At 70.4% G+C, this 21,996-nt stretch carries 17 protein-coding genes; 1 reads left to right on the plus strand and 16 read right to left on the minus strand.

Annotated elements, in window-relative coordinates; genetic code table 11:
- Positions 1–128: 128 nt before the first annotated feature.
- The 4 genes from ACIGXE_RS18975 to ACIGXE_RS18990 all read right to left on the minus strand — a co-directional run bounded on the left by ACIGXE_RS18975 (position 129) and on the right by ACIGXE_RS18990 (position 4,134).
- Complete coding sequence (locus tag ACIGXE_RS18975; RefSeq protein WP_399748760.1) at positions 129–2,375, minus strand: hypothetical protein; 2,247 nt, start codon at positions 2,373–2,375, stop codon at positions 129–131.
- Between the two features lie 174 nt (positions 2,376–2,549).
- The gene (locus tag ACIGXE_RS18980; protein ID WP_399748762.1) at positions 2,550–2,966 is read right to left on the minus strand and encodes a DUF6113 family protein; all 417 of its coding nucleotides are present in this window, start codon (positions 2,964–2,966) and stop codon (positions 2,550–2,552) included.
- Positions 2,963–3,898: an N-acetyl-1-D-myo-inositol-2-amino-2-deoxy-alpha-D-glucopyranoside deacetylase gene (mshB, locus tag ACIGXE_RS18985; protein WP_399748764.1), complete on the minus strand. Its 936-nt coding sequence runs from the start codon at positions 3,896–3,898 to the stop codon at positions 2,963–2,965. The genes ACIGXE_RS18980 and mshB overlap by 4 nt, the downstream gene beginning before the upstream one ends.
- Before the next feature lie 41 nt (positions 3,899–3,939).
- A complete protein-coding gene (locus ACIGXE_RS18990) occupies positions 3,940–4,134 on the minus strand; it encodes a hypothetical protein (RefSeq protein ID WP_376632082.1) in 195 nt (64 codons plus the stop codon).
- Between the two features lie 156 nt (positions 4,135–4,290).
- Between ACIGXE_RS18990 and ACIGXE_RS18995 the strand changes: the two genes are divergently transcribed.
- Positions 4,291–6,489 carry an alpha/beta fold hydrolase gene (locus ACIGXE_RS18995; RefSeq protein WP_399748766.1) on the plus strand — a complete coding sequence of 733 codons (2,199 nt, stop codon included), beginning with the start codon at positions 4,291–4,293 and terminating at the stop codon, positions 6,487–6,489.
- A 41-nt stretch (positions 6,490–6,530) separates the two neighbouring features.
- Here ACIGXE_RS18995 and ACIGXE_RS19000 read toward each other — a convergent pair whose 3' ends face one another.
- The 12 genes from ACIGXE_RS19000 to typA all read right to left on the minus strand — a co-directional run bounded on the left by ACIGXE_RS19000 (position 6,531) and on the right by typA (position 21,928).
- Entirely contained in the window at positions 6,531–7,460 is a 930-nt protein-coding gene (locus ACIGXE_RS19000) for a hypothetical protein (RefSeq protein WP_399748768.1), read from the minus strand.
- 200 nt (positions 7,461–7,660) lie between these two features.
- Positions 7,661–8,902 carry an ABC transporter ATP-binding protein gene (locus ACIGXE_RS19005; RefSeq protein WP_399748770.1) on the minus strand — a complete coding sequence of 414 codons (1,242 nt, stop codon included), beginning with the start codon at positions 8,900–8,902 and terminating at the stop codon, positions 7,661–7,663.
- On the minus strand, positions 8,895–9,878 hold the full coding sequence (locus tag ACIGXE_RS19010) for an ABC transporter ATP-binding protein (RefSeq protein WP_399748772.1): 984 nt from the start codon (positions 9,876–9,878) through the stop codon (positions 8,895–8,897). Before ACIGXE_RS19010 ends, ACIGXE_RS19005 begins: the two co-directional genes overlap by 8 nt.
- A 6-nt stretch (positions 9,879–9,884) precedes the next feature.
- Positions 9,885–10,877, minus strand: coding sequence for an ABC transporter permease (locus ACIGXE_RS19015; RefSeq protein WP_399748774.1), 993 nt, complete (start codon positions 10,875–10,877; stop codon positions 9,885–9,887).
- A complete protein-coding gene (locus ACIGXE_RS19020; RefSeq protein ID WP_399748776.1) occupies positions 10,870–11,793 on the minus strand; it encodes an ABC transporter permease in 924 nt (307 codons plus the stop codon). Before ACIGXE_RS19020 ends, ACIGXE_RS19015 begins: the two co-directional genes overlap by 8 nt.
- A gap of 121 nt (positions 11,794–11,914) precedes the next feature.
- A complete protein-coding gene (locus tag ACIGXE_RS19025; RefSeq protein ID WP_399748778.1) occupies positions 11,915–13,540 on the minus strand; it encodes an ABC transporter substrate-binding protein in 1,626 nt (541 codons plus the stop codon).
- Positions 13,541–13,708: 168 nt separating this feature from the next.
- Complete coding sequence (locus ACIGXE_RS19030) at positions 13,709–14,815, minus strand: ABC transporter ATP-binding protein (protein ID WP_399748780.1); 1,107 nt, start codon at positions 14,813–14,815, stop codon at positions 13,709–13,711.
- Positions 14,808–15,863 carry an ABC transporter ATP-binding protein gene (locus ACIGXE_RS19035; protein ID WP_399748782.1) on the minus strand — a complete coding sequence of 352 codons (1,056 nt, stop codon included), beginning with the start codon at positions 15,861–15,863 and terminating at the stop codon, positions 14,808–14,810. Before ACIGXE_RS19035 ends, ACIGXE_RS19030 begins: the two co-directional genes overlap by 8 nt.
- An 11-nt stretch (positions 15,864–15,874) precedes the next feature.
- Complete coding sequence (locus ACIGXE_RS19040) at positions 15,875–16,831, minus strand: ABC transporter permease (protein WP_399748784.1); 957 nt, start codon at positions 16,829–16,831, stop codon at positions 15,875–15,877.
- The gene (locus tag ACIGXE_RS19045) at positions 16,824–17,756 is read right to left on the minus strand and encodes an ABC transporter permease (RefSeq protein ID WP_399749092.1); all 933 of its coding nucleotides are present in this window, start codon (positions 17,754–17,756) and stop codon (positions 16,824–16,826) included. Before ACIGXE_RS19045 ends, ACIGXE_RS19040 begins: the two co-directional genes overlap by 8 nt.
- A gap of 171 nt (positions 17,757–17,927) precedes the next feature.
- Complete coding sequence (locus tag ACIGXE_RS19050) at positions 17,928–19,565, minus strand: ABC transporter substrate-binding protein (RefSeq protein ID WP_399748786.1); 1,638 nt, start codon at positions 19,563–19,565, stop codon at positions 17,928–17,930.
- 461 nt (positions 19,566–20,026) lie between these two features.
- The gene (gene typA / locus ACIGXE_RS19055; protein ID WP_399748788.1) at positions 20,027–21,928 is read right to left on the minus strand and encodes a translational GTPase TypA; all 1,902 of its coding nucleotides are present in this window, start codon (positions 21,926–21,928) and stop codon (positions 20,027–20,029) included.
- Positions 21,929–21,996: the final 68 nt, after the last annotated feature.

Below are 21,996 nucleotides of genomic sequence, written 5' to 3' on the forward strand. Positions count from 1 at the left end.
CTGCGGGCGAAGAAGCAGCGCTCGGGGGGCTTGTGTTAGACCCCCCGGACGCTGTAGCCCCCGGACGCGCCGGGGCCGCGGGCCCCACGAGGTGGGCGCCCCGCGGCCCGTACGGCGACGTGCGCCGGTCAGCCCTCGCCGGTGAGGTCGATCGTCTTCGTGCGCTCGGCCACCGTCTTGCCGCGCAGCGCGTCGCGCATCACGAAGGCCACGTCGTCGGCCGACACCTGGTGCTTGCTGCCGTCCGCCTTGGTGATCATGATGCCGTCGAAGACGCCGTCGAGGAGCTCCTCGATCGCCTGCTTGTTGTAGACCTCGACCAGCCGGCCGTCGACGGCCTTCATGGAGAGGATCTTCGGCAGGGACTTCGCCGGGCCGAAGTCGATGGACTTCCCGCCGGCCTTGATCTTGATCTTCCCGGACATCGCCGGCCGCGCGAACTCCTCCATGGCCCGGTCCAGCTCCGCCTTGGTGATGGTCGGCTGGCGGGTGGTGACGGGGAGTTCGACCGTGTTCGGGCGGCCCGTCTCGACCTGGGCGCGGTACGCGTCCTTGACGGCGATCATCGAGCGCTGGACGTCCAGGCCCTTGCCCGGCTTGCCCTCGACCGCGGTGACCTTGCCCGGCGAGAAGACGATCGTCCCCTCGCTCGCCGAGCCGGAGCTGCCGGCCAGATCGGTGAGGGCGACGCCCAGCTTCTCCTCGTCGATCGGGAAGACCGGCTGGGCGACCCGCTCACCGCCGAAGAGGGAGCCGATGACGCTCACCGGGTTGTAGTCGCTGCCGGCCGCCGCCCGGACGGTCTCCTGCGCGTCCAGCGCGAGGCCCGCCTTCTCGGGGGCCAGCTCGGCCTTCTTGCCGCCGATGTCGAGCTGGAGCGGCGCGTGGGCACGCTTGCCGAGCGTCCCCTCCAGCTTGGCTACGGCCTCCTCCTTCGTACCGCCGCCGATGTCCACGCCGAGGACGGTGGTCCCCTTCGGCACGTCGGAGTGGTTGAGGAGCAGTCCGGCGCAGTAGGCGACACCGGCCAGGCCGATCACGCCGACGCCGGCCAGGACGAGCTTGGAACGCTGCTTCTTCGCGGGCTTGGCCGCGGGCGCCGGCCGCGGGGCCGGGGGCTCGTTCCGCTCGGGGATGCGCGGGGTCAGGTCCGGTCCGGCCGCCGGGACGACCGGGATGCCGCTGGTGAGCGTCGAGCCGGAGACGTGTCCCTGGTCGCCGCCGGCCGGGCCGGGGGCCGGGGTCTGGGGCGTGAGGACCGCGGTGTCGTCGGACAGGCGCGGCGTCTGCCGGCCGTGCTGCGGCAGCCCGTCGCGCCGGGCCCCGCCGCGCTGGTGGTCGGGGCCGACGACCGGGCTGCTGCCGGTGACCGGGCCGGTGGTCGGGCCGGCGGGGTGCAGGGCCGGGTCGACGACGGGCGTGCCGCCGGCCGGGGTGTGGCCGGGGCCGCTGTCGTAGAGGGGGTTGGCGGGGGCGCCCGGACCGGCGTAGCCGGGGAGACCGCCCGCGGGGGTGCCGGCGGGGCCGCCGTACACCGGGGTGCCGGCGGCCGGAGTGCCGCCGTCGTACATCGGGGTGCCGCCCGCGGGCGTGTGACCGGCGCCGCCGTACATCGGGGTGCCACCCGCGGGAGTCCCGCCGGGTCCCGCGTCGTACGTCGGGGTGCCGCCCGCCGGCGTGTGACCGGCGCCGCCGTACAGGGGGCCGCCACCGGCCGGAGTGCCGCCGAGGTCGTCGTAGGCCGGGGCGCCGCCGGCCGGGGACCCGCCGGTCAGCGGGGTGACGACCGGCATGCTCTGGGTGGTGCTGCCGACCGACGGCACGCCGTCGGACGCGGAGCCCGCGAAGCCGGAGCCGGGCGCGGCGGGAGCCGTGGGAGCGGCCGGGGCGGGGGCCGACGGGCCGGGGGCCGGGGCCGGGGCGGCCGCGGCGGGCTTCGGCGCGGACGGCTTGCGCGGAGCGAACCAGTCGCTGGTCTTCTCCTCCGCCTGCGGCGCGGCCTCGGGCGGGGCCACGGGCTCCGGCTGGGGCGCGGGCTCCGGCGCCTGCCGTACGGGCTCGGCGGCGGCCGGCGGCTCGGCCGCCGGGGCGGCGGCGTCCCGACCGGCGCCGGCGCCGCCCTGGGCGTCGCCGACCGGCTTGCGGACGACCACGGGCGGGATCGGCCGCGAGCCCGGGATGTTGATCCGGATACGGGTGGTCAGCGTGGTTTCGGTCTTGGGCTCCTCGGGCGGCGCGGAGGCCGCGGCCTCCTCCGCCGCCTCCTGGCCACCGCGGAGGCCGTACGGCGGGGTGCCCGAGGGGTACGCGGCCCCGCCGCGCGCCTGGGCGCCGGAGGACGAACTGTCAGTCTCTCGACCAGTTTCACGACTCAAAGCAGGATCTCCCGGTTGGCTCCGCCGCCCGCTCTTGCTGATGCTCGTGGTGATCCGGGCGGTCGGCGGCGCGCACCACCATACTGGCCGCCGCCGTTCCGTACCCGACCCGGCATGGATCCGCCACGGGCATTCCGGCCGAAGTCAGACAGCGGCCGGGTCAAGTCGGCGTGTTCACGGGGCCGGTCGGGAGAGCCGCGTCATCGTGGCGCACATCACAGCGACGGCCATGCCGCCGAGCAGGAACACCATCTCGCCGATCCCGCCGCCGAACAGGCCGTCGCCTTCCGGGCGTCCGAAGCTGAGCAGCACGATGGCGACGAGCCAGCCGGCGCCGGCCGCGGCGACGCCGAGCTGGTTGCCGGTGGCGCGCCGCCCGCCGTAGAAGACGGCGGCGGACCCGAGCAGGGCCAGGAGCAACCCGGCGGGGAACCACGCGGCTTGGACGAGCGAGCCGGCCACGCCGACGAGCGCCCCGAGGACCACGAGCACGGCATACCAGGCGTACCGGGCGCCGGGGGCGGGCTGTCCGGCGCCGTGCGTGGGGTGTTCGGCGCGTGCGGGCCGCGGGGGCCGCTGCTGCGCGGTCACTCGCCCGCCTCCTCTTCGGTGACGCCCGCGTCGGCGAGGCCCGCGTCGGCGAGGCCCGCGAACAGATCGGTCTCGCGTTCGCCGGTGGGCGCGCCGGACTCACCCTGGACCAGCTCGTAGTACTCGGTGGTGAAGAGGGGCTGGGCCAGGTTGTTGGAGAGGGCGAAGAAGGGGCCGTCGACGGCGACTTGGGTGACGTGGGCGGCCATGGCGGCGCTCTTGCGGGCCGCGTACGTCGGCCCGCCGGCGATCTCGGCGGTGATGCGCGCGTCGTCGACGACGCCGGGCACGTCGTCGATCGCGGCGTCGGCGGGGAAGACGGAGCCCTCGGCGGCCAGCCGCGCGAAGCCGGCCTCGGCGACCGGGCGTGGGACCCGGTTCCAGTAGATCTTGGCGATGGCGTGGGCCGGACCGAGCTCGGGCCGGTAGGCGGGGTCGGCGGCGAGCTCGGCGGCGCGCATGGCGACCCGGTGGGCCTGGATGTGGTCGGGGTGGCCGTAGCCGCCGTCGGGGTCGTAGGTGACGAGGACCTGCGGGCGGGTCTCGCGGATCACCTCGACGAGGTAGGGGGCGGCGGTGTCGACGTCGGTGTTCCAGAAGGCGTTGGCGCGCCGGTTCTGCTCGACGCCCATCATCCCGGAGTCGCGGAAGCGTCCGGGGCCGCCGAGGAAGCGGTGGTCGGTGACGCCCAGCTCCTTCATCGCGGCGGCGAGTTCGCCGACGCGGTGGTCGCCGAGCCGGTCCTCCCGGTCGGGCGCGAGGTGGGCGAGCTCGGGCGGGATGACCTCGCCCTCCTCGCCCAGGGTGCAGGTCACCAGGGTCACGAGGGCGCCCTCGGCCGCGTACCTGGCCATGGTGGCGCCGTTGTTGATCGACTCGTCGTCCGGGTGCGCGTGCACGAGGAGCAGACGACGGGCTGGGAGAACCGTCATGGCCCCACCCTACGAGGCGGGGCCGTGGAAAGACCGGCAGGTCAGAACTTCAGGCCGCCGATCATGCTCGCCACGTTCGTGGTGAACGTGCTGATCGACGGGGCGATGGACGAGCTCGCCAGGTAGAAGCCCAGGAGCGCGCAGACCGCCGCATGCCCAGCCTTGAGCCCGGATTTCCGGATCAGCAGGAAGACGACGATCGCCAGCAGCACCACCGCCGAAATCGAGAGTGCCACGGCGGTTCACCTCCACACTTCTTCGGTCGGACGTTCGGTTGGCATGTGCCTGGTGGATGCATACCCACCTAGCGCTACGGATCATAACTATCCGTGCCATCGCATCGATCGGTGTACGGGGGCATGAGGGGGCGCACGGACGCTAGTTTCGGTCACATGACTTCGCGACAAGAGCAGCCGTCTCCCCAAGAGCAGTCGTCTCCCGTCTCGTTCCCCCGTCAGTACGCCCGGACGCAGCGCTTCACCCTGGGCGCGCCGCGCGGCTTCACCGTCGCGCCGGACGGCGGGCGGGTGGTGTTCCTCCGCTCCGGTTCGGGGACGGACCGCTCGCACGGTTTGTGGGTGCTGGACCTGGAGGCCCGCGAGGGCGGTGCCGAGCGGCTCGCGGCCGATCCCGCGGCGCTGCTGGCGGGCGCCGCCGAGGAGTTGTCGCCGGAGGAGCGGGCCCGCCGGGAGCGCAGCCGGGAGGGCTCGGCCGGGATCGTGGGCTACGCGGTGGACGGGGCCGTGGAGTTGGCGGCCTTCGCGCTGTCGGGACGCCTCTTCACGGCGGAGCTGCGGGCGGGCACGACGCGCGAACTGCCGGTGCCGGGGCCCGTCGTCGACCCGCGGCCCTCGCCCGACGGGCGGCTCGTGGCCTACGCGGCGGGCGGGGCGCTGCGGGTGACCGGGGCGAACGGCTCCGGCGACCGGGCGCTCGCCGAGCCGGAGGCGGAGGGGGTCACGTACGGGCTCGCGGAGTTCGTGGCCTCGGAGGAGATGAGCCGCTCCCGGGGCTTCTGGTGGGCGCCGTCCTCGGACCGGCTCCTGGTCGAACGGGCGGACGCGCGGCCGGTGCGGCGCTGGTGGATCGCGGATCCGGCGCACCCGGACCGGGAGCCGCAGGCGGTGGCGTACCCGGCGGCGGGGACGCCCAACGCGGAGGTCGGCCTCTTCGTCGTGGACCTGTCCGGACGTCGCACGGAAGTGGTGTGGGACCGGGAGGCCTTCCCGTACCTGGCCAGGGTGCACTGGGCGGCCGGCGGTCCGCCGCTGCTCCTCGTCCAGGCGCGGGACCAGCGCACCCAGGCGTATCTGACGGTCGACCCGGAGTCGGGGGCCACCCGAACGGTGCGCGTGGACGAGGACCCGGTGTGGCTCGAGCTGTTCACCGGGGTGCCGGCGTGGACGCCGGACGGGCGGCTGGTCCGCGTCGAGGACCAGGCGGGCGAGGGCGGCGCGCGGGTGCTCGTGGTCGGGGACCGGGCGCTGACGGACGCGCGGCTGCAGGTGCGGGCGGTGCTGGACGTCGGTGCGGAAGATGTCCTGATCTCGGCGTCGGCCGGTGAGGCTGCCGAGGCCGGTGAGACGTCCGCGGTGGGCGAGATCCATGTGTACCGGGTCGGGTACGCGACCGCCGGCGAGCCCGTCGTGGAGCGGGTGTCCGACACCGCCGGCGTGCACGGGGCGGTGCGGTCGGGCGCGCTGACGGTGCTGTCCTCGGCCGGCACGGACACGCCGGGCAGCGTGACGCGGGTGCTGCGGGACGGGAAGCGGATCGCCGAGATCGCCTCGTACGCGCAGCGGCCGGTGCTCTCCGCCGGGGTGCGGCTGACCGAGGCGGGCGCATGGCGGATCCCGTGCGCCGTCCTGCTGCCCTCGGGCTGGACGGAGGGCGACGGGCCGCTGCCGGTCCTCATGGACCCGTACGGCGGTCCGCACGGGCAGCGGGTGCTCGCCGCGCACAACCCGCATCTGACGTCCCGGTGGTTCGCCGAGCAGGGCTTCGCGGTGGTCGTCGCCGACGGCCGGGGCATGCCGGGCCGCTCCCCCGCCTGGGAGAAGGCGATCAGCCGGGACCTCACGCTGTCCCTCGACGACCAGATCGAGGCGCTGCACGACCTGGCCGGGCGGTTCCCGCTGGACCTCGGGCGGGTGGCGATCCGCGGCTGGTCCTTCGGCGGCTACCTGGCCGCGCTCGCGGCGCTGCGCCGGCCCGACGTCTTCCACGCGGCCGTGGTGGGCGCGCCGGTGACGGACTGGCGGCTGTACGACACCCACTACACCGAGCGGTATCTCGGCCACCCGGACGAGGAGCCGGAGGTCTACGCGGCGAACTCGCTGCTGTCGGACGCCGGACTGACCGAGCCTCGGGAGCCGGCCCGGCCGATGATGGTCGTGCACGGTCTCGCCGACGACAACGTGGTGATGGCGCACACCCTGCGGCTCTCCTCCGCCCTGCTCGCGGCGGGCCGGCCGCACGAGGTGCTGCCGCTGTCGGGCGTCACGCACATGACGCCGCAGGAGCAGGTGGCGGAGAACCTGCTGCTGCTCCAGGTCGACTTCCTGCGCCGCTCGCTGGGGCTCGGCCGGTAGGGCAGGTCCGGCCCGGCCCGCTCCCCGGCCGGGCCGGGGTCTCACCAGCCGGGCGGGCGGCGGGTGGGCGGGGCCGGAGGCAGGGCGGCGGCGGGGCGGTACGGGAGGCGCCGCGGGCGTCCCGGCCGCCCGAGCAGCGCCATCACGACAAGGCCGGCGAGCAGCGCGTAGCCGGCCGTCAGGTCGTAGGCGACGGAGTAGAGGTCGTGTTCCGGTACGAAGGTGTGCCAGTTCGCCCGCAGGGCCGCCGCCACCCCGCTCGCCCCGACGCCGGCGAGCAGCAGCCCGGCGAGCAGGCCGAGCGGCCGGGCGTGGGCCGCACGGGCGAAGGCGCTGCCGGCGGCGGCGAGGAGCAGCAGGACGAGGACGGCGTTCAGCCAGCCGGGCGGCACGGCGAGGGCGGGGAGGAGCAGGGAGCGCCCGCCGGTGAAGCGGCTGACGGTGTAGTCGGCGGGCAGCAGCGTCGCCCAGCGCAGCTCCCAGGCGGCCCAGGCCGACCCGGCGAGTCCGCAGAGGATCCCGACGGTGACGGCGGGTCCGGTGCGGGGCCGGTCCGGTCCTTCGGCCGCTCCGCCCTCGTCGCGGCGGCCGGCGACGGCGGTGACGACGAGCGCGCCGGCGAGGGCGAGGCTCAGGAGGGTGGTGACCAGCTCCTCGACGCCGGAGGCCCAGAGTCCGGGGAGCCGCAGCGCGAGGGTGGCGAGGCCGGTGACGGCGAGCGCGGAGCCGGCGAGGGAGGAGCGCAGGGCGGTGAGGGCCGTGACGGCGTAGGCGACGAGCAGCAGCGGGTCGACGAGCGAGGTGGCGGCGGCCGCGTGCGGCCGGAAGCCGTGGTCCCCGGCCCAGTACCAGAGCAGTTCGGCGCTCGGCCCGAAGACCGCGAGGTCGCGCAGCAGCCAGACGACGATGACGAGCGCGAGCGCGGCGCACAGGGCGGCGCCGGTGAGACGTGCCGTTCGTGTCACAGTCACGGGGCCGATACTCACGGTCGCCGTCGGCCGAAACAAGCGGTTCCGCATATGCGGACGGCGTGTGCGTCAAGTCGGGCGGCGGGGGGCCGGTCGGAGCGACATGGCGCGCCCCGACCGGCCCGACGGCACCCGCACGGCCGTACGCTGTGCAGCTTGCCGCGTCCGTATATCGGATCCGATTCGGCGAAGTTGCCTGCGCGTTAAGGCGCTTCGAACCCGGGATCGGACCCGGGCGCGGTGCCGGGCTCGGATCCGGGGGTGGGCCCGGGGGCGGGGCCGGGCGCGGACCCGGGAGGCGGTCCAGCGGTGCCGGGCGGCGGTCCAGCGGTGCCGGGGGGCGGTCCAGGGGTGCCGGGGGGCGGTCCCGGGGTGGTGCCGGGCGTCGGCCCAGGAGTGGATCCAGGATCCGATTCGCTCTCCGGCGGCACCACCTGCTTCTCCTCCGCGAAGTGGCAGGCCGAGTCGTGCCTCGCCGGGGAGTCGGTGAGCCGGAAGGCGGCGGGGACGGCGAGCAGCGGCACCTCCAGGGCGCAGCGCTCCTGGGCCTTCCAGCAGCGCGTGCGGAAGCGGCAGCCGGAGGGGATGTTGGCCGGCGAGGGCACGTCGCCGGAGAGGATGATCCGCTCGCGGTGCTCGCGCGCCTCCGGGTCCGGCACGGGGACGGCCGAGAGCAGCGCCTGGGTGTAGGGGTGGGTGGGGTGGTCGTAGATCTCGGCGTCGGTGCCGATCTCCACGATCCGGCCGAGGTACATGACGCCGACCCGGTCGGAGATGTGCCGGACGATGGACAGGTCGTGCGCGATGAAGACGTACGACAGGCTGAACTCGTCCTGGAGGCGTTCCAGCAGGTTGACCACCTGGGCCTGCACGGAGACGTCGAGCGCCGAGACCGGCTCGTCGGCGACGATGATCTCGGGCCGCAGGGCGAGTCCGCGCGCGATGCCGATGCGCTGGCGCTGGCCGCCGGAGAACTGGTGCGGATAGCGGTTCACGTACTCGGGGTTGAGGCCGACGACGTCGAGCAGGTCCTGCACCTTGCGCCGCCGGTCGCCCTTGGGCGCGACCTCGGGGTGGATCTCGTACGGCTCGCCGATGATGTCGCCGACGGTCATGCGCGGGTTGAGCGAGGTGTACGGGTCCTGGAAGACCATCTGGATGTTGCGGCGGACCGCCCTGAGCGCCCGGGGCGAGAGCGTGGTGATGTCGTCGCCCTTGTAGGAGATGGAGCCGGACGTCGGCCGCTCCAGATTGACCAGCATCTTCGCCACGGTCGACTTGCCGCAGCCGGACTCGCCGACGATGCCGAGGGTCTCGCCCGCGGCGAGGTCGAAGTCGACGCCGTCCACCGCCTTGACCGCGCCGACCTGCTTCTTGAAGAGGATGCCCTGGGTCAGCGGATAGTGCTTGACCAGGTCGCGGACCTGGAGAATCGCCTCAGCCATGGAGGCACTCCTTCCAGTAGTGGCAGGCGCTGGTGCGCGGTACGGGCGATTCGGTGACGTCGTACAGCGGCGGCACGTCGACCCGGCAGCGCTCCCGGGCGAGCGGGCAGCGCGGGTTGAAGGAGCAGCCGGAGGGGATGGCCAGGAGGTTGGGCGGCAGGCCCTTGATGGCGTAGAGCTCCTGGCCCTTCTGGTCGAGGCGCGGGATGGACTCGAGCAGACCACGGGTGTACGGGTGGGCGGGCGCCTTGTAGATCTCGTGCACCGGGGCCTGTTCGACGATCTTGCCCGCGTACATCACGGCGATCTTGTCGGCGACGTCGGCGACCACGCCGAGGTCGTGGGTGATGAGGATGAGGCCCATGTTGAGCTCGCGCTGGAGCTCGGCGAGCAGGTCCATCACCTGGGCCTGGACGGTGACGTCGAGGGCGGTGGTGGGCTCGTCGGCGATGATCAGCTCGGGTTCGAGGGCGAGCGCCATCGCGATCATGATGCGCTGGCGCATGCCGCCGGAGAACTGGTGCGGGTACTGGCCGACGCGTTCCTTGGCGGCGGGGATGCGGACCCGGTCCATCAGCTCGACGGCCTGGGCCTTGGCGTCCTTCCGGGACATGCCCCGGTGCACCTGGAACATCTCGCCGAGCTGGTCGCCGACGCTGATGACGGGGTTGAGGGAGGACAGCGCGTCCTGGAAGATCATCGCCATCTTGGCGCCGCGGATCTTCCGCCGCTCCTCCTCCTTGAGGGTGAGCAGGTCCTGGCCCTGGAAGAGGATCTCGCCGCCGGTGATCTTCCCGGGCGGGATGTCGAGGATGCCCATCACGGCCTGGGCGGTGACGGACTTGCCGGAGCCGGACTCGCCGAGCACGGCCAGGGTCTCCCCCGCGTCGACGGAGTAGTTGACGCCGTTGACCGCCTTGGCCACGCCGTCGCGGGTGTGGAACTCCACGTGCAGGTCGCGCACTTCGAGCAGCATGGTCGGCTACCTCAGCTTGGGGTCGAGGGCGTCGCGCACCGCGTCGCCGAGCATGATGAAGGCGAGCACCGTGATCGCGAGCGCGCCGGCCGGCCAGAGCAGCATGTGCGGGGCGTTGCGGATGTACTGCGAGGCCGAGGAGATGTCGATGCCCCAGGACACGGTCGGCGGCTTCAGACCCACGCCGAGGTACGAGAGGGTCGCCTCCAGGGCGATGTACGTGCCGAGCGCGATGGTCGCGACGACGATCACCGGGGCGATCGCGTTGGGCGCGATGTGCCGCAGCAGCATCCGGGGGTTGGAGGCGCCGAGCGCCCGGGCCGCCTGGACGTAGTCGTTCTGCTTGGCGGTGATGACCGAGCCGCGGGCGATGCGGGAGATCTGCGGCCAGCCCAGCAGCACCATGAAGCCGATGACGGGCCAGACGGTGGAGCTGGTCACCACGGACAGCAGCACCAGGCCGCCGAGGACGACGGGGATGGCGAAGAAGACGTCGGTGAGCCGGGACAGGACACCGTCCCAGGCGCCGCCGAAGAAGCCGGCGAGCCCGCCGAGGACGCCGCCGAGGATCGCGACGCCGAGGGTGGCGAGGACGCCGACGGTGACGGAGGTCCGGGCGCCGTAGACGACCCGGGTGTAGACGTCGCAGCCCTGGCCGTTGAAGCCGAAGGGGTGACCGGGCTGCGAGCCCTCCTGGGCCTTGGACAGATCGCAGTCGAGGGGGTCTCCGGAGGCGATCAGCGAGGGCCAGATGGAGATCACGACCAGGAAGAGGATGACGAGCCCGGCGATGATGAAGACGGGGTTGCGGCGCAGGTCGTGCCAGGCGTCGGACCACAGGGACCGCGGCTTCCTGTCGGCGCCGGTGCCCTCGGGGCCGCCGGGGGTCTTCTCGAGGGTCTCGCCCTCGGCCATGGCGAGGTCGACCCCGCCGCCGGCGCCGGTCGGGGCGATGGCGCGGCCCTCGTCGTACGACTCGAGCGGTTCGGGCTCAGGCATAGCGAATCCTCGGGTCAAGGACGGCGTACAGGAGGTCGACGAGCAGGTTGGCCAGCAGGAACACCAGGACGAGGACGGTGACGAAGCCGACGACGGTCTGGGTGTTCTGGCGGACGATGCCCTGGTAGAGCTGGTAGCCGACGCCGTGGATGTTGAAGATCCGTTCGGTGACGATGGCGCCGCCCATGAGCGCGCCGATGTCGGCGCCGATGAAGGTCACCACGGGGATGAGGCTGTTGCGCAGCAGGTGCCGGACGACCACCCTGCGGCGCGGCAGGCCCTTGGCGACGGCCGTGCGGACGTAGTCGGCGCGCTTGTTCTCGGCGATGGAGGTGCGGGTGAGCCGGGTGACGTACGCGAGCGAGACGGACGCGAGGACGAGACCGGGGACGATCAGTTCGTTGAACGGCGCCTCCGGCGAGACGGCCGGTTTGATCCAGCCCCATTCGACGCCGAGGAGCAGCTGGAGCAGCAGGCCGGTGACGAAGGTCGGGACGGAGAGGACGACCAGGGTCAGCAGCAGCACCGAGGTGTCGAGGGGGTGGCCGCGCTTGAGGCCGGTGACGACGCCGAGGGTGATGCCGATGACGATCTCGAAGAGGATGGCGACGATGGTGAGCCGGATGGTGACGGGGAAGGCGCTGGCCATCAGCTCGGTGACGGGCTGGCCGTTGAAGGCGGTGCCGAAGTCGCCGGTGAAGACGTTGCCCATGTAGGTCAGGTATTGCTGCCAGACGGGCTTGTCGAGGCCGAACTCCTTCTCCAGCTGGGCGGCGGTGGCGGGATCGCAGGCGCGGTCGCCGCACAGGCCGGCGATGGGGTCGCCCATCACGTTCACCATCAGGAAGATCAGCAGCGTGGCACCGACGAAGACCGGGATCATCTGCAGCAGCCGCCGGATCACATAGCGACCCATGGAAGCCTCCAGGGAGGGTGGGGGAAACCGGGCTGGGCGGGGGGAGCGAAAGCCGCACGGCCCGGCGCGGGGGTCCGCGGGCCGGGCCGTACGCCGCCGACCGGTGCGGCCTGCTAAGGCGTCACTTGACCTTGATCTGGTCGTAGACGGGGACGCTGAACGGGTTGAGGAGCACGTTCTCGACCCGGTCCGAGTAGCCGGCGCTGCCGTTCTGGTACCAGAGCGGGATGGCGCCCATGTCGTCCTTGAGGACGCCCTCGGCCTGCTGGAAGATCCCGACGGCCTTCGTCGTGTCGGTCTCGGCGTTGGCCTGGTTGACCAGCTTGTCGAACTCGGGGTTCGAGTACTTGCCGTCGTTGCTCGGGGCGTTGGTGTAGTACAGCGGCTGGAGGAAGTTCTGGATGAGCGGGTAGTCCATCTGCCAGCCGGCCCGGAAGGGGCCCTTCATCTTCTGGGTGCTGACCTGGCTGCGGAAGTCGGCGAAGGTGCCGATCGGGTTGCCGACGCAGGCCTTGTTGTTGCCGAGCGCGCTGTTGATGGAGTTGCAGACGGCGTCCACCCACTCCTTGTGGGAGCCGGTGTCGGCGTTGTACGAGATCGTCATCGTGCCGCCGGGGATGCCGCCGCCCTCGGCCACCAGCTTCTTGGCCTCGGTGGGGTTGTACTCGCAGGCGGTGCCGCAGAGCTCCTTGTAGCCGCCGTCCGCGCCGAGGACCGGCGACGTCCAGTCCTTCGCGGGCGTGCGGGTCTTCTGGAAGATCGTCTGGGTGATCTGGTCACGGTTGATCGCCATGGACAGGCCCGTACGGAGCTTCTCCTGCCCGGGCTTGTTCCAGGCGGGGTCGTAGAACGGGAAGGAGAGCGTCTGGATGATGCCGGCGGGCGTGTTGATGTAGCGGTCGCCGAGGTCGGCGGAGACGTTCTTCAGCTGCGCGGCGGGCACGTCGTCGACGAGGTCGAGGTTGCCGGCCGTGAGGTCGGTGTAGGCGGTGTTGTTGTCGGTGTAGACCTTGAGGGTGATGCCGCCGTTCTGCGCCTTGTCCGGGCCCGGGTAGCCGTCCCACTTCTTGAGGACCATCTGCGAGCCCTTGGCGTAGGAGTCGACGGTGTAGGGCCCGTTGCCGATCGGCTTGCTCAGCCAGGCGGCGTGGTCGGAGTAGAACGCCTGGGGCAGCGGGGCGAAGGCCGCGTAGCCGAGAGTGTCGGGGAAGGTCGAGAACTTCTGCGTCAGCTTGACGGTGAAGGTCTGCCCGCCGGTGACCTTGAGCCCGGACATGGTCGTGGCCTTCGGGGCGCCCTGCTCCGGGTGCACCTGGTCGTAGCCCTCGATGTAGCCGAAGAAGGAGGCGCCCTTCTGGTTGTTCTTCAGGTTCGCGCCGTAGTTCCAGGCGTCGACGAAGGACTTGGCGGTGACCTTCTCGCCGTTGGAGAAGGTCCAGCCGTCCTTGACGGTGATGGTGAAGTTGATCGAGTCGGTGGTGTCGATCTTCTCGGCGAGCATGTTCTTGGCCTCGCCGGTCTTCGGGTCGTACTGCTTGAGCCCGCGGAAGATCATGGAGAGGACCTTGCCGCCCTGCACCTCGTTGGTGTTGGCCGGCTCCAGCGGGTTCTGCGGGTCGCCCCACGAGGAGGTCACGACGCCGTCCGCGCCTCCGCCGCCGCTGTCGCCGCCACCTCCGCAGGCGGTCGCCGCGAGGGCGACGGCGGTGGCCAGAGCGGCCCACCTGGCGTGCGTGGCTCCGCGCATGAAGTGCCTCCCGAATGTCCTCAGTGTGACTTAGGCCCCAATATCACCCGATATTGACGGGAGTGCACTTCTGCGGCGTCCGGATGAACCGCCCCGGCGCACGGCGGGAACGCCAAGGGCCCCCGGCACCCTCACGGGGTGCCGGGGGCCCTGGGGCTCCGGCCGGGATCAGACGGCGAGCACCGTCTTCTCCTCGGCGAAGTGGCACGCGGACTCGTGCGCGGCCGGGGTGTCCTGACCCTGGAAGCGCTCCGGGACCGCGAGCACCGGGATCTCGGTGGCGCAGATGTCCTGGGCCTTCCAGCAGCGGGTGCGGAAGCGGCAGCCCGACGGCGGGTTGGCCGGCGAGGGCACGTCACCGGTGAGGATGATCCGCTCGCGGTGCGCGCGGGCCTCCGGGTCCGGCACCGGCACCGCGGAGAGCAGCGCCTGGGTGTACGGGTGGGTCGGGTGGTCGTAGATCTGGGTGTCCGTACCGATCTCGGCCATCTTGCCCAGGTACATCACGCCGACGCGGTCCGAGATGTGCCGGACGATCGACAGGTCGTGCGCGATGAAGATGTAGGAGAGGTTGAACTCGTCCTGCAGCTTCTCCATCAGGTTGATGACCTGCGCCTGGACGGACACGTCCAGGGCGGAGACCGGCTCGTCGCAGATGATGATCTCCGGGTTGAGCGCGAGGCCGCGGGCGATGCCGATGCGCTGGCGCTGACCGCCGGAGAACTGGTGCGGGTAGCGGTTGATGTACTCGGGGTTCAGACCGACGACGTCGAGCAGCTCCTGCACCTTGCGGCGCCGGTCGCCCTTCGGGGCCACCTCGGGGTGGATGTCGAAGGGCTCGCCGATGATGTCGCCGACCGTCATGCGCGGGTTCAGCGAGGTGTACGGGTCCTGGAACACCATCTGGATGTTCCGGCGCACGGCCTTGAGGGCGCGGCCGGAGAGCCGGGTGATGTCCTGGCCCTTGTAGAAGACCTCGCCGGCGGTGGCCCGCTCCAGGTTCATCAGGAGCTTGGCGACCGTGGACTTGCCACAGCCGGACTCGCCCACGATGCCGAGGGTCTCGCCCTGGTAGAGGTCGAAGGAGACCCCGTCCACGGCCTTGACCGCGCCGACCTGCTTCTTGAAGAGGATGCCCTGGGTGAGCGGGAAGTGCTTCTTCAGGTCGCGGACCTGAAGGATGGGCTCACCGCGCCCGATCGGAGCCTCGATGGCGGCCACGGCCTCCGCCTCGGACACGCCCCCGGCCTCGTTCGTCTTGCTCAGCTCAGCCATGGATCGTCTCCTTCCAGAAGTGGCAGGCGCTCTTGCGGCCCGGCAGCTCGGCGCCGTTCTGCTCGGTGACCGACGTCAGGGCCGGGATCTCCGTACGGCAGATGTCGTCGGCCTTGGGGCAGCGCGGGTTGAAGGCGCAGCCGGTGGGCACGCGAAGCAGGTTGGGCGGCAGGCCCTTGATCGCGTAGAGCTCCTGGCCCTTCTGGTCCAGGCGCGGGATCGAGTCCAGCAGACCGCGGGTGTACGGGTGGGCCGGGCGCTTGTACAGCTCGTGCACCGGCGCCTGCTCCACGATGCGGCCGGCGTACATGACCGCGATCTTGTCCGCGACGTCGGCGACGACGCCGAGGTCGTGGGTGATCAGGATCAGGCCCATGTTGTATTCCTGCTGGAGCTCCGCGAGGAGGTCCATGACCTGGGCCTGGACGGTCACGTCGAGCGCCGTGGTGGGCTCGTCCGCGATGATCAGGTCCGGCTCCAGGGCCAGCGCCATGGCGATCATGATGCGCTGGCGCATACCGCCGGAGAACTGGTGGGGGTAGTCGGAGACCCGCGCCTTGGCGGCGGGGATCTTGACCTTGTCCATCAGCTCGATGGCCTTGGCCTTGGCGTCCTTCTTGGACAGGCCGTGGTGCACGCGGAACATCTCGCCGAGCTGGTAGCCGACGGAGAGGACCGGGTTCAGGGAGGACAGCGCGTCCTGGAAGATCATCGCGATCTTCCGGCCGCGGATCTTCCGGCGCTCCTCGTTGGACATCTTGAGCATGTCCTGGCCGCGGAAGAAGATCTCGCCCTGCGGGATCTTGCCGGGCGGCATGTCGAGGATGCCCATGATGGCCTGCGCGGTCACGGACTTGCCGGAGCCGGACTCGCCGAGCACGGCCAGCGTCTCACCGGCGTTGACCGAGTAGTTGACGCCGTTGACCGCCTTGGCCACACCGTCGCGGGTGTGGAACTCGACGTGCAGGTCGCGGACTTCGAGCAGCGGACCGGTGTGGTCGCCGTCGCGCGGCGCGGGGACCGTCGCGGTGTTGTCGATGATGGTCACTTACGCCCTCCTCAGCGCATCTTCGGGTCGAGGGCGTTGCGGACTGCTTCGCCGAGCATGATGAATGCCAGCACGGTGATGCTCAGCATGATCGAGGGCCACAGCAGGATGTGCGGGGCCACTCGGATCTGGTCGACGGCGGTCGAGATGTCGACGCCCCAGGAGACGGTCGGCGAGGCGAGACCCAGACCCAGGTAGGACAGGGTGGCCTCGGCCGAGATGTAGCCGCCGAGCGAGATGGTGGCGACGACGATCAGCGGGGCCATGGCGTTCGGCAGGATGTGCCGGAACAGGATCCGCGTGGTGCCGGCGCCGAGGGCCGTGGCGGCGTGGACGTAGTCGGCCTGCTTGACCGTGATGACGGCACCGCGCATCACGCGGGCCATCTGGGTCCAGCCGAGGAACGCCAGCGCGCCGACGACCACCCAGACGGTGCGGTCGGTGAAGGACTGGAGCACGACCATCGCGCCGAGCAGGAACGGGATGCCGAAGAAGATGTCGGTGATCCGGGAGAGCACCGCGTCGAGCACGCCGCCGAAGTAACCGGCGAGCATGCCGATGAGGCCACCGAAGATCGTGACGATCGCGGTGACGCAGACGCCGACGATGATCGAGGCACGGGTGCCGTGGATCAGGCGGGCGTACACGGAACGGCCCTGGCCGTCGTAACCGAGCCACTCGGGCGAGCCGATGTTGCCGAGCTCCGGCTTGCCGAGGAAGTGCTTCACCAGGTCACCGGCGGTCGGCGAGGCGCTGGTGAACAGGCTCGGAACGGCGGCGATGAGCACCAGGAAGACGATCATCACGGCGGAGACGAGGAAGTACGGGTTGCGGCGCAGGTCGGCCCAGGCGTCGCCCCAGAGGCTGCGGGCCTTCTCCTGCTTCGGCGCCGGCGCGGCCGCGTCGATCGACGGGGGAGCGATGGCGTCCTCGACGGCGTCGGCCGCGGTCTTGGTCACGTCAGGCATAACGGATCCTCGGGTCCAGGACCGCGTACAGCAGGTCGATGAGCAGGCTGGTGACGAGGTAGACGATCACCAGAATGGTGACGAGGCCGACCAGGGTGGTGCCCTCGCGACGGGAGATCGACTCGGCGATCAGGCCGCCGATGCCCTTGATGTTGAAGATCTTCTCGGTGACGACCGCACCACCCATGAGGGCGCCGATGTCGGTGCCGAGGAAGGTGATGACCGGGATCATCGAGTTGCGCATCAGGTGGACACCGATGATGCGGCGCTTCGGCAGACCCTTGGCGATGGCCGTGCGCATGTAGTCGGCGCGCAGGTTCTCCGCCATGGTGGTCCGGGTCAGTCGCGCCACGTAGGCGAGGGAGAGACCGCCGAGCACGATCGCCGGGGCGATGAGCTCGTCCCAGTTCTGGTCGGTCGAGACGTTCGGCGCGATCCAGCCCAGGTTGAACGCGAACTGCATCTTGATCAGGAAGCCGAGCACGAAGACCGGGATCGAGATGATCAGCAGCGTGAAGATCAGGATGGCGTTGTCGGCCAGACGGCCGGCGCGCAGACCGGCGATGATGCCGAGGCCGATGCCGAAGAGGAGCTCGAACGTGAAGGCCAGCAGGGCCAGTTGGAGCGTGACGGGGAACGCCTCGCCCAGCACCTCGGTGACCGGCCGCCCGTTGCGGATCTGGGTACCGAAGTCCAGGTGCAGGATCATGTCCCGCATGTAGACGAAGTACTGCTCCGGGAGCGACTTGTCGAGACCCAGCTCATGGCGCTTCGCGGCCAGGGTCGCAGGATCTGCCCCCTTGTCACCGAACATCGCCAGCACGGGGTCACCGGGCAGGCTGTGAACCATGAGGAAGATCAGCAGGGTTGTCCCGAGGAAGACCGGGATCATCTGGAGCAGTCGTCGTGCGACATAGCGCCCCATCATGCCTCCGTTGAGATGTGACGGCCGCAGCCGACGGGCCCTCCCTCGACGGTCTGCCCGGATCTGGGCATGACGATGTCGTGGAAGGGCCCCCCAGCCACTGCGTAAGGCGCCGCGGCGGGACTGACGATCCGTCAGCCCCGCTTCGGCGAGCGGACTACGCTTGGGTGATTACTTCTTGACCTCGACGCCGGTCAGGATCGGGTCACCGTCCTGGCCGTACGCCACGCCGGAAACCTTCTCCGAGAAGCCCGCGTTGACCTTGTAGTACCAGAGCGGGATCGACGGCATGTAGTTGACCAGGTCCTTCTCGATGGCCTGGTACGCCTTGACCGACTCGTCGAGCGTCTTGGCCGAGTCGGCGGCCGCGATCTTGGCGTCCAGCTCCTTGTTGGAGAAGTCGCCCTGGTTGCCGCCCGCACCCGTACGGAACAGGTCCGAGATGAAGTTGGCGTTCACCGGGTAGTCGAGCACCCAGCCGGAGCGGTACAGGGACTTGACCTGCTTCGTCTTACGAGCGGTCAGGTCGGCCTGGAAGTCCGGCTTGCCGTCACCGACACACTGGACACCGGTGGACTGCTGGATGGAGTTGCAGACAGCCTCCACCCACTCCTTGTGGCCACCGTCGGCGTTGTACTGGATGGAGATCTTGTTGCCGGGGACGCCGCCGCCGGCCTTGATGAGCTCCTTGGCCTTGGTCGGGTCGAACTTGGTGACCTCGACCGCGTTCGGCTGGTAGCCGAGCACGCCCTTGGCGACCCAGCCGGTCGCGGGCTCACGCGTGCCGTTCAGCACCGTCTTGGTGATGGTGGCACGGTCGATCGCCATGGACAGACCCTGGATGACCTTCGGGTCGATCTGCTTCGGCTTCTTCCACTGGTCGGCGTAGAAGGCGACGGCGATCGTCTGGATCGCGGAGTACGCCTGGTCGACGGCGCGGTCGCCGAGGTCCTGACGGTAGACCGGCAGGTCCTTCGGGGCGATCTGACGCAGGACGTCGACGTTGCCCGACTTCAGGTCCTCGTACGCGGCCTCGAGGGTGGTGTAGTTCTTGAAGACCACACCGCCGTTCTTCGCCTTGTTCGGGCCCTTGTAGCCGTCGAAGCGGGTGATCTCGATCTGCTTCTTGTGGTCCCAGCTCTTGAACTTGTAGGGACCGTTACCGACCGGCTTCTGGCCGCCGGCGACCGGGTCCTTGTAGAAGGACTCCGGGAGCGGGGCGAAGACGATGTAGGCGAGCTTGTGCGCGAAGTACGGAACCGCGGTGTTCAGCTCGATGGTGAAGGTGTTGTCGTCGACGATCTTCAGACCCTCGAGCTTGTCCGAGGTCGGCTTGGCGCCCTCGGCCTCGGGGTGGACCTTGTCGAAGCCCTTGATGTCGGCGAACCAGGACGCGAGGCCCTGGGCGTTCTTGACGTTGGCGTTCCAGTTCCACGCGTCCACGAAGGACTTGGACGTGACCGGCGTGCCGTCGTGGAAGGTCCAGCCCGGCTTGAGCTTGACGGTCCACGTCTTCGAGTCCGTCGTGGTGACCGACTCGGCGTTGATCATCTCCAGGGAGCCGTCGGCCTTGTAGTCGACCAGGGTCGAGAACAGACCGGCCATGACCGCGGAGCCGTTGGACTCCATCGTGTCACCGGTGAGCAGCGGCTTCTCCGGCTCGCCGAGCTCGATCGAGAAGATCCCGTTCGGGTCCACCTCGCCCTTCGCGTCGGAGCCGCTGCCGCCCTTACCCCCGCCACAGGCGGTCGCTGCCAGGGCGACAACGATCGCGCCCGCTACCCACTTGGCGCTCTTGGCACCGCGCATGGGGTTCCTCCTCATGAGTCCACTTGTCACTACAAGAGAGGCACTTCGAGTTCTGCCGACACCCCTGACGGCGTTGCACTCAAGTGCCCCGAGTGTGCTCGTGAGTCGGCACTCCCCACAGTGCGTGACCCATTGACCCGAGCTCAATGGAGCCAACTATTAAGTACGTCCGGGCTGTAAACCACACTTAAGTGGTCTCGTTTTGACAACATCGCCAGCCCCCCGAAGACCGAAATCCGGACAAAGCGAGCACAGACAGACAGCGACGAAACGGACCGTTAACACACGTTCCGGAGAGCGACGACCGATATCCGGACGGTCGGCCCGCTAAATGTGGTTGACGAAACGTTGACAACGGGGGCACCTTCGGGCCCCGCGGGAACGTCGAAAGGGCCCGGCCCCCCGCACAGTGTGCAGGGGGCCGGGCCCTTGATGTGAGCTTTCGCTCAAACCCCTCGGGGTCAGCCGTTCTTGGCGCGGGAGGCGGCGCGGGCGCGCTCGCGCTGGTCCAGGTTGACCTTGCGGATGCGGACGGCCTCCGGGGTCACCTCGACGCACTCGTCGTCGCGGCAGAACTCCAGGGACTGCTCCAGGGAGAGCTTGCGCGGCGGGACGATCGCCTCGAACGAGTCGGCCGACGAGGACCGCATGTTCGTGAGCTTCTTCTCCTTGGTGATGTTCACGTCCATGTCGTCGGAGCGGGAGTTCTCGCCGACGATCATGCCCTCGTACACCTCGGTGCCGGGGTCGGTGAACAGCACGCCGCGCTCCTGCAGGTTGGTCATCGCGAACGCGGTGACCGAGCCGGCGCGGTCGGCGACCAGGGAGCCGTTGTTACGGGTCTGCAGCGGACCGAACCAGGGCTCGTGGCCCTCGTGGATGGAGTGCGCGATGCCCGTACCGCGGGTCTGGGTCAGGAACTCCGTACGGAAGCCGATGAGGCCACGGGACGGAACGACGAACTCCATGCGGACCCAGCCGGAGCCGTGGTTCGACATGTTGTCCATGCGGCCCTTGCGGACACCCATGAGCTGGGTGACGGCGCCCATGTGCTCCTCGGGCACGTCGATCGTCATGCGCTCGACCGGCTCGTGGACCTTGCCGTCGACCTCCTTGGTGACGACCTGCGGCTTGCCGATGGTCAGCTCGAAGCCCTCACGGCGCATCTGCTCGACCAGGATGGCCAGCGCCAGCTCACCGCGGCCCTGCACCTCCCAGGCGTCCGGGCGCTCGGTGTCGAGGACGCGCAGCGAGACGTTACCGATCAGCTCGCGGTCCAGGCGGTCCTTCACCTGGCGGGCGGTGACCTTGCGGTCCTTGACCGCGGCCTTGGCGTCCGCGCCCTTGCCGGTGCCGCCACGGCCGACCAGCGGGGAGGTGTTGGTGCCGATGACCATGGAGATGGCCGGCTCGTCCACCGTGATCAGCGGCAGCGCGACCGGGTTCTCCGGGTCGGCCAGGGTCTCGCCGATCATGATCTCGGGGATGCCGGCGACGGCGCAGATGTCACCGGGGCCGGCGACCTCGGCCGGCTTGCGGGTGAGCGCCTCGGTCATCATCAGCTCGGTGATGCGGACGTTCTGGATCGAGCCGTCGCGCTTGATCCACGCGACCGTCTGGCCCTTGCGCAGCTCGCCCTGCTCGACGCGGAGCAGCGCGATGCGGCCGAGGAAGTTGTCGGCGTCGAGGTTGGTGACGTGGGCCTGGAGCGGCGCGTCCTCCTCGTACGTCGGGGCCGGGACGTGCTCCAGGATCGTGGAGAAGAACGGCTCCAGGTTGGTGCTGTCCGCCGGGACGGTGCCGTCCTCCGGCTTGGTCAGCGAGGCGATGCCGTCACGGCCGCAGGCGTAGACGATCGGGAACTCGATCTGGTCCTCGTCGGCGTCCAGGTCGAGGAAGAGGTCGTAGGTCTCGTTGACGACCTCGTCGATCCGGGAGTCCGGGCGGTCCGTCTTGTTGATGCAGAGGATGACGGGCTTGCGCTGCTGGAGGGCCTTGCGCAGCACGAAGCGGGTCTGCGGGAGCGGACCCTCGGAGGCGTCCACCAGGAGGACGACGGCGTCGACCATCGACAGACCGCGCTCGACCTCGCCACCGAAGTCGGCGTGGCCGGGGGTGTCGATGATGTTGATCGTGATCGGGGCCCCGCCGTCCTTGGGGTGGTACTTCACCGCCGTGTTCTTGGCGAGGATCGTGATGCCCTTCTCACGCTCCAGGTCGTTCGAGTCCATCATGCGGTCGTCGAGCTGCTGGTGGGCGGCGAAGGCACCGGCCTGCTTGAGCATGGCGTCGACGATGGTCGTCTTGCCGTGGTCGACGTGGGCGACGATGGCGACGTTACGGATGTCGTGGCGCGTGGGCATGGGTGGCTTGCGCTTCTCTCGGATCGTGGGAATCGGCGTCAGTTCCTCTTACGCCCGCCGGGCGGACG

This window comes from Streptomyces sp. NPDC053431 (genome assembly GCF_044544925.1).
In the GTDB taxonomy this organism is placed as follows: Bacteria; Actinomycetota; Actinomycetes; order Streptomycetales; family Streptomycetaceae; genus Streptomyces.

Coding starts and splice junctions, on each gene's coding strand:
- ACIGXE_RS19040 (WP_399748784.1), bottom strand. CDS start 16,831: ATGCCTGACGTGACCAAGACCGCGGCCGACGCCGTCGAGGACGCCATC.
- ACIGXE_RS19015 (WP_399748774.1), bottom strand. CDS start 10,877: ATGCCTGAGCCCGAACCGCTCGAGTCGTACGACGAGGGCCGCGCCATC.
- ACIGXE_RS19050 (WP_399748786.1), bottom strand. CDS start 19,565: ATGCGCGGTGCCAAGAGCGCCAAGTGGGTAGCGGGCGCGATCGTTGTC.
- ACIGXE_RS19010 (WP_399748772.1), bottom strand. CDS start 9,878: ATGCTGCTCGAAGTGCGCGACCTGCACGTGGAGTTCCACACCCGCGAC.
- ACIGXE_RS19025 (WP_399748778.1), bottom strand. CDS start 13,540: ATGCGCGGAGCCACGCACGCCAGGTGGGCCGCTCTGGCCACCGCCGTC.
- ACIGXE_RS19020 (WP_399748776.1), bottom strand. CDS start 11,793: ATGGGTCGCTATGTGATCCGGCGGCTGCTGCAGATGATCCCGGTCTTC.
- ACIGXE_RS19005 (WP_399748770.1), bottom strand. CDS start 8,902: ATGGCTGAGGCGATTCTCCAGGTCCGCGACCTGGTCAAGCACTATCCG.
- ACIGXE_RS19030 (WP_399748780.1), bottom strand. CDS start 14,815: ATGGCTGAGCTGAGCAAGACGAACGAGGCCGGGGGCGTGTCCGAGGCG.
- typA (WP_399748788.1), bottom strand. CDS start 21,928: ATGCCCACGCGCCACGACATCCGTAACGTCGCCATCGTCGCCCACGTC.
- ACIGXE_RS18995 (WP_399748766.1), top strand. CDS start 4,291: ATGACTTCGCGACAAGAGCAGCCGTCTCCCCAAGAGCAGTCGTCTCCC.
- mshB (WP_399748764.1), bottom strand. CDS start 3,898: ATGACGGTTCTCCCAGCCCGTCGTCTGCTCCTCGTGCACGCGCACCCG.
- ACIGXE_RS19045 (WP_399749092.1), bottom strand. CDS start 17,756: ATGGGGCGCTATGTCGCACGACGACTGCTCCAGATGATCCCGGTCTTC.